Below are 12,925 nucleotides of genomic sequence, written 5' to 3'. Positions count from 1 at the left end.
AAATTCAAGTTTATGGAGAGTCACCGCTATGATTAGAGAATTTAAAAGGGATGATATAAATAAAGTTGTAGATATATGGTTGGATACAAATATAAAGGCACATAATTTTATCCCCGCCGAATACTGGAAAAGCAATTTCAAATCAGTAAAAGAAGCGCTGTTACTAGCAGAGGTTTATGTGTATGAGTGTGATACAGAAATACAGGGTTTTATAGGGTTAAATGATGAATATGTTGAGGGCATTTTTGTTTCTGGTGAAATGCAATCGCAGGGTATAGGTAAAATTCTGCTGAATTATGCAAAGGATAAAAGGAATAAGTTGCACTTGAACGTATACCAAAAGAACGCACGGGCAATATCTTTTTATAAGAGAGAAGGATTTGAGATTCAGCATAGTGGCTTAGATGAGGCTACCGGAGAAAAAGATTATGTAATGACATGGCAACACAAATAGAAATTCCAGTTTATCGAACTAAAACATAAGACCGCTTACATCGTGTAGGCGGTCTTATGTCGTGGCAAGATTATTTGATTTTGAGCTTTCTTTTCTTGGCAGAAAGCACTTTGCAGAGAACATCATCGACGGCGTCGGTGTATCTGCCTTGTTCAATCAATTTGTTTTTTAGATTTATAAGGAAAGCAACAATTTCGTTTCTTTCTTTTGTACTTAAATATATATGGTATTTTTCTGTTTTTATACTATCCACCTCGCTGTTTTTATCTGATTTGATGATATATTAAAGAGAAAATTTTATCAAATATGCAAAAAAGGCTTCTGCCCAAAACAGGGCAAAAGCCTTAAAAAATATGCGATTTTTAGGTTTAATTGCAAGCCAAGGGGGGACTATTTTATCTGTTGCAAAAACGGTTACCCGAAAAGTACCAAGTCCCGAAACCCGCATAAATACTGGGTTTTTCGGCACATCTAAACCAAGGGGAACTACTCCCACTCGATGGTTGCCGGCGGCTTGGAAGTGCAGTCGAGCACCACACGGTTGATCTGACGGCATTCGTTGGTGATACGCGTCGAAATCGTGGCAAGCACATCGTACGGAATGCGAGACCAGTCCGCGGTCATGGCATCTTCGGAGGAAACCGGACGCAACACGATCGGCGAACCATACGTGCGCTCATCGCCCTGTACGCCCACGGAATGCACGTCGGCCAGCAGCACCACCGGGCACTGCCAGATATCGCGGTCAAGACCAGCCTTGGAAAGCTCCTCGCGAGCGATGGCATCGGCCTCACGAAGCAGATCCAGACGTTCCTTGGTGATCTCGCCGATGATGCGAATGCCGAGGCCCGGGCCAGGGAACGGCTGACGCCATACGATTTCGTCCGGCAATCCAAGCTCGGTACCGATGGCACGAACCTCATCCTTGAACAGGGTGCGCAGTGGCTCGACGAGCTGGAACTTGATGTCGTCAGGCAGACCGCCCACATTGTGGTGCGACTTGATGTTGGCCGCGCCGTCGCCGCCGCCGGATTCCACGACATCCGGGTAGAGGGTGCCCTGAACGAGGAACTTGACTTCCTTGCCGGAAGCGCCCGCCTCTTCGATGACCTGACGCTGGGCCTTCTCGAACGTGCGAATGAACTTTTCGCCGATGATCTTGCGCTTCTTCTCCGGTTCGCTCACACCCTTCAGAGCGGTGAGGAAGTCTTCGGAGGCGTCCACGGCGATGAGCTTGATGCCGGTCGCCTCAACGAAATCATGCTTGACCTGCTCGGCCTCGCCCTTGCGCAGCAGACCGTGGTCCACGAACACGCAGGTGAGCTGGTCGCCGATGGCCTTGTGCACGAGAGCTGCCGCTACTGCGGAATCAACGCCGCCGGACAGGCCGCAGATCACCTGTGCGTCACCGACCTTCTCGCGGATCTTCGCAACCTGATCCTCGATGATGCTGGAGGCATCCCAGTTGTTGCCAAGACCTGCACACTTGTGCAGGAACGTCTCGATAAGCTGCTGGCCCATCGGGGTGTGCTTGACTTCAGGATGCCACTGCACGCCATACAGCTTGCGGGATTCATCCTGCATGGCGGCAACGGGGGCGCCCTCGGTGTGTGCCAGCACTTCGAAGCCTTCCGGCGCGGTCTTAACGGCCACGCCATGGCTCATCCACGTGTTCTGATCGGCGGGGGAGCCTTCGAGCAGACCCTTCGACTCGTCGATGAAGGTCTCGGTCTTGCCGTACTCGCCAAGAGCGGCCTTGTCGACATCCGCACCCAAGGCATAGGCCATGGCCTGGAAGCCGTAGCAGATGCCCAACACGGGAACTCCGGCCTCGAACAGTTTCTTATCCACGCGCGGCGCGCCCGGTTCAAACACCGAAGCCGGACCACCGGAAAGGATGATGGCCTGCGGATCCTTGGCCAGCATCTCGTCGACCGGCATGGAATGCGGCACAAGCTCCGAATAAACATTGGCTTCACGCACGCGACGTGCGATCAGCTGGGCGTACTGGGCTCCGAAATCAACAACGAGCACAGGACCTGCGGCCATAACACTCTCCCTTTTGATATGAGGTATGAAGAAGCAACAATATTAACTGTTCTATTGTGGCGACGCTAGCAGACATTGGAAACGCTGTGAACAGGAAGTGAACAAACCTCACAATTGCTTACTACGCATGGTTCAACACGCCGCATGCAAGTATTGCAAAACGAACGTGAAAAAGGTGCGAGGATGGCTTGAAATCGTTGATATTGAGCCGTTTATCAATCTTTTTGATAGCATGTGAAGTATTCACAAATCTCCCGATAAAAGCTCTCATTTTCTAACAGAAACGACACACTTACGCACACAGTCGCAAAAAAACAGCAAAAAGTCGCACCTCGCTCGTAATATGCTCAAGTGATTGGGAATGAATCGTTCCGCGGAACCGCAAGGTTTTGCAAGATTCAGGACCGAATGAAAATAAACAATCGCACAACACAGTGCAGGAGTACAGGAGTACACATGACGAGTCCTGTTATTGGCACCCCTTGGAAGAAGCTGAACGCTCCGGTTTCCGAGGAAGCTATCGAAGGCGTGGATAAGTACTGGCGTGCAGCCAACTACCTCTCCATCGGCCAGATCTATCTGCGTAGCAACCCGCTGATGAAGGAGCCTTTCACCCGCGAAGACGTCAAGCACCGTCTGGTCGGTCACTGGGGCACCACCCCGGGCCTGAACTTCCTCATCGGCCACATCAACCGTCTCATCGCTGATCACAAGCAGAACACTGTGATCATCATGGGCCCGGGCCACGGCGGCCCGGCTGGTACCGCTCAGTCCTACTTGGACGGCACCTACACTGAGACCTTCCCGAAGATCACCAAGGACGAAGCTGGTCTGCAGAAGTTCTTCCGCCAGTTCTCCTACCCGGGCGGCATCCCGTCTCACTACGCTCCGGAGACTCCGGGCTCCATCCACGAAGGTGGTGAGCTGGGTTACGCCCTGTCCCACGCCTACGGCGCTGTGATGAACAACCCGAGCCTGTTCGTTCCGGCCATCGTCGGCGACGGCGAAGCTGAGACCGGCCCGCTGGCTACCGGCTGGCAGTCCAACAAGCTCATCAACCCGCGCACCGACGGTATCGTGCTGCCGATCCTGCACCTCAACGGCTACAAGATCGCCAACCCGACCATCCTGTCCCGCATCTCCGACGAAGAGCTCCACGAGTTCTTCCACGGCATGGGCTATGAGCCGTACGAGTTCGTCGCTGGCTTCGACAACGAGGATCACCTGTCGATCCATCGTCGTTTCGCCGAGCTGTTCGAGACCGTCTTCGACGAGATCTGCGACATCAAGGCCGCAGCTCAGACCGACGACATGACTCGTCCGTTCTACCCGATGATCATCTTCCGCACCCCGAAGGGCTGGACCTGCCCGAAGTTCATCGACGGCAAGAAGACCGAAGGCTCCTGGCGTTCTCACCAGGTCCCGCTGGCTTCCGCCCGCGATACCGAGGCTCACTTCGAAGTCCTCAAGAACTGGCTCGAGTCCTACAACCCGGAAGAGCTGTTCGACGAGAACGGTGCTGTGAAGCCGGAAGTCACCGCCTTCATGCCGACTGGCGAACTGCGCATCGGTGCTAACCCGAACGCTAACGGTGGTGTGATCCGCGAAGAGCTGAACCTGCCGGCCCTCGAAGACTACGAGGTCAAGGAAGTCGCCGAGTACGGCCACGGCTGGGGCCAGCTCGAGGCAACCCGTCGTCTGGGCGTCTACACCCGCGACATCATCAAGAACAACCCGGACTCCTTCCGCATCTTCGGACCGGACGAGACCGCTTCCAACCGTCTGCAGGCCGCTTACGACGTCACCAACAAGCAGTGGGATGCCGGCTACCTGTCCTCCCAGGTTGACGAGCACATGGCTGTCACCGGCCAGGTCACCGAGCAGCTCTCCGAGCACCAGATGGAAGGCTTCCTCGAGGCCTACCTGCTCACCGGCCGTCACGGCATCTGGAGCTCCTACGAGTCCTTCGTGCACGTGATCGACTCCATGCTGAACCAGCACGCCAAGTGGCTCGAGGCTACCGTCCGCGAGATCCCGTGGCGCAAGCCGATCTCCTCCATGAACCTGCTCGTCTCCTCCCACGTGTGGCGTCAGGATCACAACGGCTTCTCCCACCAGGATCCGGGTGTCACCTCCGTCCTGCTGAACAAGTGCTTCAACAACGATCACGTGATCGGCATCTACTTCCCGGTGGATTCCAACATGCTGCTCGCTGTGGCTGAGAAGTGCTACAAGTCCACCAACATGATCAACGCGATCATCGCTGGTAAGCAGCCGGCCGCTACCTGGCTGACTCTGGACGAAGCTCGCGCTGAGCTCGAAAAGGGTGCTGCTGAGTGGGAGTGGGCTTCCACCGCCAAGTCCAACGACGAAGCCCAGATCGTTCTCGCCTCCGCTGGCGACGTTCCGGCTCAGGAGATCATGGCTGCTGCCGACAAGCTCAACGAGCTCGGCATCAAGTTCAAGGTCGTCAACGTTGTGGATCTGGTCAAGCTGCAGTCCACCAAGGAGAACGATCAGGCTATCTCCGACGCTGACTTCGCTGACCTGTTCACCGAAGACAAGCCGGTCCTGTTCGCTTACCACTCCTACGCCCGCGACGTGCGTGGTCTGATCTACGATCGCCCGAACCACGACAACTTCAACGTCCACGGCTACGAGGAGCAGGGCTCCACCACCACCCCGTACGACATGGTTCGCGTGAACAACATCGACCGCTACGAGCTCGTTGCCGAAGCTCTGCGCATGATCGATGCTGACAAGTACGCCGACAAGATCAACGAGCTGGAAGCCTTCCGTCAGGAAGCCTTCCAGTTCGCAGTCGACAACGGCTACGATCACCCGGATTACACCGACTGGGTCTACTCCGGCGTCAACACCACCAAGCAGGGTGCTGTCTCCGCTACCGCCGCAACCGCTGGCGATAACGAGTGAGTCTAGCCTTTATAGGCTGATTGCTTGAAGAAAACCCCAGAGGATTCGTCCTCTGGGGTTTTTCTGTCTTCTCTTCACCGTCTGTCCGCAACACCGTTTCTGAAATGCGTGTCTGTTACTGCTTACGCATTAGAATTGCACGTGGTGCGAAACAACGCAGTCACACACCTGAACAACGAATAGGAGCAGACATCGTGAGTCTAACCAGCGTCACCATCATCAGCCCTGAAGCCGCAAACGGCCGCAACGTCGTGGCCCTTGGCGTCACCAAGGCATTCTCGGCTGTCAAGAAAACGGCCGTGTTCCGCCCGGCGGTTTGCCGAAAGGAAACCTTCACCGACGTTCTTCTTGAAGCAAGCAACGCGGGGCTGGGGCGTGAACAATCCGTAGGTGTTTGCCCGAAGCGCGCACGCACCGACAAGGAAGGTGCCCGGGCCGATATCGTGGCCGCCTACACAGAAGCCATCGAAACCGCCCAGCCCGAAGCCGTGGTTATTGTCGGAACGGACAAATCCGCCATCAACGACCCGTCCATCTTTGCGTTCAACGCTGACGTAGCTGCAGATCTTAAGTCCGTCGTGCTTCTTGCCGTATGCACCATCAACCGCACTCCGGAACAGGTCCTGGGCACCGTCGAGGCGTCGAAGGCCATCATTGAGAATGCAGGAAGCACGGTCGCCGGCGTGTTCGTCACCGGATGCAAAGATGAGCAGGTGGAACCCCTCAAGGAGGAGTTCGCAAGTTACGAGGTGCCGGTGTGGACACTACCCGCCGTTGATTTCGACGAGGAAGACGCCGTGGCCAAGGCCACGAAAGCATTCGAGGCGAATGTCAACGCAGAAGAGCTTACTTCCGCTGTCGAGGCTCCGTTCGAGGCTCCGACCACGCCATACGCATTCCAGTACAGCCTGCTGGGCAAGGCCAAGGCAGACAAGAGAACCATCGTGCTTCCGGAAGGAACCGAAGACCGCATCATCAAGGCAGCCGACTATCTGCTCGAGCGTGATATCGTCGATCTGATCATCGTCGGAGACAAGGAAAGCATTCTCGCCCGCGGTGAGGAGCTTGGACTCAAATCCCTTGAAAAGGCGCAGTTCCAGGCCAAGGACGACGAGGAAGTACTCGCTCCGATGGTCGCCAAACTGTGCGAGCTGCGTGCCAAGAAGGGCATGACCGAGGAACAGGCGCGCAAGCAGCTCACCGATGACAGCTACTTTGGCACCATGCTCGTGGTGCTCGGTAAAGCAGACGGTCTCGTTTCCGGATCCATCAACTCCACGGCCAACACCGTACGTCCGGCATTGCAGGTCATCAAGACCAAGCCGGGATCTTCCCTCGTGTCCGGCGCGTTCCTCATGTGCTTCAAGGATCATGTCGCCGTGTTCTCGGATTGCGCCATCAATCTGAACCCGTCCGCGGAACAGCTGGCGGAAATCGCCATCCAGTCCGCCGAAACGGCGAAGGCGTTCGGCCTCGATCCGAAGGTCGGCATGTTGTCGTATTCCACGCTGGGATCCGGCAAGGGACCGGATGTCGACCTCGTGGAAGCAGCAACCGCACTCGTGAAGGAGAAGGCTCCGGATCTCGCGGTTGTCGGCTCCATCCAGTTCGACGCGGCTTGGTCGCCGACCGTCGCAGCCACCAAGGCCAAGGGCAACGATGTGGCGGGCCACGTCAACGTGTTCGTGTTCCCGGATCTGTGCGCGGGCAACATCGGGTACAAGGCCGTCCAGCGTTCCTCCGGCGCAGTGGCCGTCGGACCGGTGCTGCAGGGCTTGAACCGACCGGTCAACGACCTGAGCCGTGGCGCGACCGTGCAAGACATCATCAACACTGTTGCCCTGACCGCCATCGAAGCCCAGTAAAACGCTATTTTGTAGCAAGCAAAGAGTAATCTAAAGTTTGGAAAGTCGCGCAAGCGGCACATCGATTAACACATGGAGGATGCACACAATGGCGAAAACCGTCCTTGTCATCAATTCCGGTTCCAGCTCTATCAAGTATCAGCTGGTTGATCTTGAAACCGGTGAAGGTATTGCTTCCGGTCTGGTCGAGAAGATCGGCGAGCCGGTTGACGGCCACTACAAGCATGAGTTCAACGGCGAAAAGCATGAGCTTGAAGAGCCGATTCACGACCACGAGCAGGGTCTGAAGCGCGTGCTCGGCTTCTTCAACGAGTTCGGCCCGAAGCTGGACGAAGCCGGCATCGTGGCAGTCGGCCACCGCGTGGTGCAGGGCGGTTCCATCTTCCCGAACCCGGCTCTGGTCACCGACAAGACCATCAACCAGGTCAAGGATCTCGCCGTGCTCGCCCCGCTGCACAACGGTCCGGAAGCCAAGGGCGCCGAAGTCATGCGTGCGCTCCTGTCGGATGTTCCGCAGATCTTCGTGTTCGATTCCTCCTTCTTCTTCCAGCTGCCGAAGGCCGCCAGCACCTACGCGCTGAACAAGGAAATCGCCGACCAGTACCACATCCGCCGTTACGGCGCCCACGGCACCTCCCACGAGTTCATCTCCTCCGTGGTGCCGAGCGTCATCGGCAAGCCGGCCGAAGGTCTCAAGCAGATCGTGCTGCACATCGGTAACGGCGCTTCCGCTTCCGCCGAGGTTTCCGGCAAGCCGGTCGAGACCTCCATGGGTCTGACCCCGCTCGAAGGCCTCATGATGGGTGGTCGTACCGGCGATATCGATCCGGCAGTCGTCTTCCACCTGATTCGCAACGCCCACATGAACGTGGACGAGCTCGACGCTCTGTTCAACAAGCGTTCCGGCATGATGGGCATGACCGGCTTCGGCGATCTCCGTGAGGTTCACCGTCTGGTCGCCGAAGGCAACGAGGACGCCAAGCTGGCTCTCGACGTCTACGTGCACCGTATCGTCGGCTACATCGGCAACTACACCGCTCAGATGGGTGGCGTAGACGTGATTACCTTCACCGCAGGTGTTGGCGAGAACGATGACGTGGTCCGCAAGATGGTTTGCGACAAGCTCGCACCGTTCGGCGTCAAGCTGGATGAAGAGAAGAACGCGACCCGTTCCAAGGAACCGCGCATCATCTCCACTCCGGACTCGAAGATCACCATCTGCGTCATTCCGACCAACGAGGAGCTGGCAATCGCCCGCAAGTCCGCGGCAATCGCAGAAGCAGGCGAAGACACCTACGGCAACGTCTTCTCCAAGTGATGCTGAGGTCTCGCAGTCATGCTGACTGACGGGACAGCGTAAAAGGGACCGCATGTCCATTGGTATCGGCATTGATACCGATGGACATGCGGTCTTTTTCGTCTGAATATTTCTTTCGCCGTTTTCCGAGGTTTCGTCGTCCATCAAACGGATTCCACTCATTCCAGACAACAGCGTTCCATGCCTGTTCATAATCCGCATAATGGGGGAGGGGCTGGTAGTACGATACGAGACGTTGTGACTATTACGCGCATACGTCGCATGTTAAGAGAAGCGGTTGGTTGTTGTGGTAAGACGTCGTTTTGTCGGTCTGAACGGTCTCAAAGGCATTGCCTTGATCGCAATAGTGTTGTATCACTGCGACCAGGGCGCATTGCGGGGCGGATTCCTAGGTGTTGACATATTCTTCACCATTTCCGGTTTCCTGATTTTCTCGTCGTTGCTGAACCATATTGATTCCGGTAAGGGAATAGGTTTCAAGGAATACTGCCTCAAGCGTCTGCGCAGAATATATCCGGCGTTGATTCTGATGGTTCCCGTCACCGTATCGTTGGCATGGTTCATCAACCAAGACATGTTGGTGGGCATTAAAAACCAGATAGTGACGGCCATGTTGGGCTGTTACAACTGGTATGCCATCGGCAGCGGCGACAGCTATTTCTCGCAGATGAATCCAGACATGTTCCGTCATCTGTGGTTCATGTCAGTGCTGATGCAGTTCTATCTGCTGGCTCCTCTGCTGATCTACCTGCTTCGGAAAATTCTGGTACGTTGGGTGCCGGTGGCGGTACTTGCTGGACTTGCCTTGTGCAGTGCGCTTTCCATGGGATTGCAGTATCACCTGGGAACAGATCCAACCAGAGTGTATTTCGGTTCGGATACGCATGCCATGGGACTTTGGCTAGGTGCCATGCTGGCATGGCTGCTGATGATCATACGGCGTAGCAACGGTCGTTCGGAAGAAACTGCGATCATGGAATGCGTTCGTCTGGTCTGGAGAAAGATTGGCCCTACGGCGGCTTTTGTGGCATTGCTGATTCTGTTATGGATGATGCAGCACGTTGAGCAGGGGCCTGTTGCCTTCCGTGGAGGGATTTTCGCGGCTTCGCTGCTTTCAGTGGTTCTGGTCGCCGGTTCCATTCCTTTCGGATCTTGGATGCAGGATCTGCTGGTGTTCAAACCATTTGATGTGGTCGGCCGGCATTCATACGGCATTTATCTGTGGCATTGGCCTTTGTGGTTGTTCACCAAGGCGATGTTTCCACAGTGGGGTGCGCGGCATTTGGGATGGATGCTGCTAATCACATTCGCCCTTACCGCATGTTGTACCGCCATGTCGTGGAAGTTGATGGAACAGCCTGTTGCGCGAGGCGGATTCATCGCCATGATTCGTCCTCTTCCGGAAAACGGCATGTGGGATGCTGCCAGATGCTGGATAACGATCATAGTGGTGCTGAGCACATGCACGATGTCTGGGTACGCTGTGGCTCATGCCCCGCAGCAGACCAGTGTGGAACGCGCATTGTCTGAAAACGCCCGAATACTGAAAGAACAGCAGAAACAGCAGAAACAGCAAGTGCGGCAGGAGAGCCATGCCGATATCAGCAGAAACGAGGCGCCCAAGCCCAGAAAGCCAATTCATACCATGCCTGATGGCGGGCAGATGGTCGCGTTCGGTGATTCGGTGATGTTGGCTTCCAGCCAAGGTCTGCAGTCGGTGTTTCCCGGAATCACCGTCGATGCGGAGACCTCACGTTCGATGGTCAAGGCTTTGGGCTTGGTGAATCAGGCCAAAACCCAGCGGGGTGGATTGCGCCAGTGGGTGCTGGTCGGTCTTGCCACAAACTCCACGGTGACCGATGAACAGCTGAATGATTTGCTGAACAGTGTGGGACCGAATCATGTGCTGGTGCTGGTTAACGCGCATGCACCGGTATCGTGGGTTCCGGGAACGAACGACGCGTTGCAAAGGTTTGCGGACGCTCATGCCGACAATGTGGTGCTGGTAGATTGGGATACGGTGATTTCCGCACATCCTGACGAACTTGCAGGTGACGGTATTCATCCGGGAATGACGAATACCCTATATGCACAGGCCGTCAAAGACGCTATCGCCAATTGGATCAAGCGGGGGCACTGAAAAAACAGTCCTTCCCGCAAGACATCGATTATGAAAAATCCCCCTGACTCGTTTGAGCAGGGGGATTTCTCATGTCACTTTAAGACTGAATAGTCTCAGTTTTCCTGATGCTGCGGAGCCGACAGGAAATGCTCTTCACTCGGCAGCAACGCATTCAACAGCACAGCCACAACGAACGACACAGCGATGCAGTTGGATGCGAAGATGGACTGGAACAGCGACGGGAAGTTGACGAAAATGTCACCGACCTGCGTGAAACCGATGCCGATGGTGAGGCTCAACGCTGCAATGGTGATGTTGCGCTGCGTGTAGCCGGCCTCGGAAATCATCTGGAAGCCAGACAGGATGATGTTACCGAACATCATGATGGTGCAACCGCCAAGCACGGCCTGCGGCAGGGAATTGAACACTTCCGCCACGGCAGGAACGAAGCTTGCGATCACCAGAATCAGACCACCGGAAAGAATCACCTTACGGTTGACGACCTTGGTCATGGCGACCAAGCCGATATTCTGTGCGAATGACGTCAACGGAAGACAGCCGAACAGACCAGAGACGGAGGAGATGAGACCGTCGCCTGCAATGGCGCCCGCAGTCTCCTTATCGGTAGGCTGACGGTCGAGACCAACCTTGGTGAGCGCTGCGGTATCGCCGAGCACCTCTACGGAAGACACGACGTACAGCAAGGCGAAGGAGATAATCGCACCCGGATCGAATTCAAGCTGGAAAGGCATGAAATGCGGCACGGACACGACCTGCAGATTCGAGAATCCAGAGAAATCAACCTTGCCCATGAAAATCGCGACAATATAGCCGACAACCAAGCCGAACAGCACGGAAAGCTGCTTGGCGGTACCCTTCATCAGCAGCTGGAAAGCCAGGCAGGCGACCAGCGAAATCAGACCGAGCGTGAGATTCTGCCAGCTGCCGAAATCCTTAGCGCCGGAACCGCCGCCGAAACTGGTGGCACCAACGGAAAGCAGCGAAAAACCAATCGACGTAACCACGATTGCGGATACGATCGGCGGCACGAAGCGACGCCAATACTTGGCGGTCAAACCAAGCACTACCTCCAACAGACCGCCAAGCACGACCGCGCCGGCAACAGCGCCATAGCCTTGATTCTGGGAGATCGACATGGCGGCGGCCACATATGTGAAGGAAATGCCCGTGACCATTGGCAGTCGGGAGCCGATCAGCCACACGCCGTACAGCTGCAGGCAGGTGCCCAGACCTGCCACCAGCAGACCGGCCTGAATGATCGTGGCAGACTGTTCGGCACTCATGTTGGCGGCGGAAGCCACTAGGAAAATCGGAGCCAGATTGGCCACGAACATCGCCATGACATGCTGCAGACCGAACGGGATGCCCTTCCAGAACGAAACAGGTGCGTCCAAGCTGCTTAGCGCTTCAAAGGAAACGCCCTTCTTTTCGTTTGTGTTGTCTTTCTTCTCTTCGCTCACAATGAATCCTCTCTTATTCATACTGTGATGAGCAACAGGTTGTAATGGTTTCTGATGTGCGTCCGTGAGATGCAACAATCAGGAGCGGAACTCGATGGTACCGGTTTCCGGATCCATCGACTCCACGATTGCCAAGGAATCAACGTCGTAGCCCGCTGCACGCAGCTCATCGCCGCCGCCCTGGAAACCCTTTTCCACCGCGATGCCGATGCCTTCGACCGTCGCTCCGGCATCATGGCACAGATCAATCAGGCCCTTCAGAGCCTTGCCGTTGGCCAGGAAGTCATCAAGCAGCAGCACATGGTCGCCTTCGTTGAGATACCTCTTGGACACGATGACGGGGAATTCTTTCTGCTTGGTGAAGGAGTAGACGGTGGTGGTGTACTGGTCGCCATCGAGATTGATGGACTGCGCCTTCTTGGCGAACACCACAGGTGCATTGCCGAAATGACGCGCGGCAACACAGGCGATACCAATGCCGGAAGCTTCAATGGTCAGGATCTTATTGATGGTCTTACCGGCAAAATGCTCCGCCCAAGCGGCACCCATGTGGTCGAACAATTCGACATCGCACTGATGGTTAAGGAAAGCGTCCACTTTCAGCACATTACCCGGCTTGACGGTACCCTGCAGGCGAATGCGCTCTTCGAGCTCCTTCATGAATCCCCTTAGATTGTTGGCCGCATAAGGCGGCGTTGATGT

General features: G+C 55.7%; 8 protein-coding genes. 5 read left to right on the top strand and 3 right to left on the bottom strand.

Annotated features, from left to right (window positions below):
• A partial coding sequence (locus tag CE153_RS07900) for an N-acetyltransferase (protein ID WP_236824511.1) occupies positions 1-454 on the top strand: 454 nt, incomplete at its 5' end.
• A 486-nt stretch (positions 455-940) separates the two neighbouring features.
• Here CE153_RS07900 and guaA read toward each other — a convergent pair.
• Positions 941-2,503 (bottom strand): glutamine-hydrolyzing GMP synthase, encoded by a 1,563-nt coding sequence (gene guaA, locus CE153_RS07890; protein ID WP_033501228.1) that lies wholly within the window; start codon positions 2,501-2,503, stop codon positions 941-943.
• Between the two features lie 456 nt (positions 2,504-2,959).
• Here guaA and CE153_RS07880 point away from each other — a divergent pair, with 456 nt between their 5' ends.
• The 4 genes from CE153_RS07880 to CE153_RS07865 all read left to right on the top strand — a co-directional run bounded on the left by CE153_RS07880 (position 2,960) and on the right by CE153_RS07865 (position 10,760).
• Positions 2,960-5,437, top strand: a complete 2,478-nt coding sequence (locus CE153_RS07880) for a phosphoketolase (protein ID WP_099570668.1) — start codon at positions 2,960-2,962, stop codon at positions 5,435-5,437.
• Positions 5,438-5,631: 194 nt separating this feature from the next.
• Positions 5,632-7,302 (top strand): phosphate acetyltransferase, encoded by a 1,671-nt coding sequence (pta, locus tag CE153_RS07875; RefSeq protein WP_099595795.1) that lies wholly within the window; start codon positions 5,632-5,634, stop codon positions 7,300-7,302.
• A gap of 88 nt (positions 7,303-7,390) precedes the next feature.
• Complete coding sequence (locus tag CE153_RS07870; protein ID WP_099570666.1) at positions 7,391-8,620, top strand: acetate/propionate family kinase; 1,230 nt, start codon at positions 7,391-7,393, stop codon at positions 8,618-8,620.
• A gap of 277 nt (positions 8,621-8,897) precedes the next feature.
• Entirely contained in the window at positions 8,898-10,760 is a 1,863-nt protein-coding gene (locus CE153_RS07865) for an acyltransferase family protein (RefSeq protein ID WP_099595794.1), read from the top strand.
• 95 nt (positions 10,761-10,855) lie between these two features.
• Here CE153_RS07865 and CE153_RS07860 read toward each other — a convergent pair whose 3' ends face one another.
• Both CE153_RS07860 and CE153_RS07855 read right to left on the bottom strand, forming a co-directional pair.
• On the bottom strand, positions 10,856-12,244 hold the full coding sequence (locus CE153_RS07860; protein ID WP_236824509.1) for a nucleobase:cation symporter-2 family protein: 1,389 nt from the start codon (positions 12,242-12,244) through the stop codon (positions 10,856-10,858).
• 57 nt (positions 12,245-12,301) lie between these two features.
• Positions 12,302-12,883, bottom strand: a complete 582-nt coding sequence (locus CE153_RS07855; protein ID WP_099570664.1) for a xanthine phosphoribosyltransferase — start codon at positions 12,881-12,883, stop codon at positions 12,302-12,304.
• Between the last annotated feature and the right edge of the window lie 42 nt (positions 12,884-12,925).

Origin of the sequence: Bifidobacterium sp. N4G05, assembly GCF_002742445.1 — a bacterium.
In the GTDB taxonomy this organism is placed as follows: Bacteria; Actinomycetota; Actinomycetes; order Actinomycetales; family Bifidobacteriaceae; genus Bifidobacterium; species Bifidobacterium hominis.
Note: the sequence above shows the minus strand (reverse complement) of the source record. Positions and strands in the feature narration are given on the sequence as shown.

What these genes read in the sequence shown, in the direction of transcription:
- CE153_RS07880 (WP_099570668.1), top strand. Translation starts at nt 2,960, where the DNA reads ATGACGAGTCCTGTTATTGGCACCCCTTGGAAGAAGCTGAACGCTCCG.
- guaA (WP_033501228.1), bottom strand. Translation starts at nt 2,503, where the DNA reads ATGGCCGCAGGTCCTGTGCTCGTTGTTGATTTCGGAGCCCAGTACGCC.
- CE153_RS07860 (WP_236824509.1), bottom strand. Translation starts at nt 12,244, where the DNA reads ATGAATAAGAGAGGATTCATTGTGAGCGAAGAGAAGAAAGACAACACA.
- CE153_RS07855 (WP_099570664.1), bottom strand. Translation starts at nt 12,883, where the DNA reads ATGAAGGAGCTCGAAGAGCGCATTCGCCTGCAGGGTACCGTCAAGCCG.
- CE153_RS07870 (WP_099570666.1), top strand. Translation starts at nt 7,391, where the DNA reads ATGGCGAAAACCGTCCTTGTCATCAATTCCGGTTCCAGCTCTATCAAG.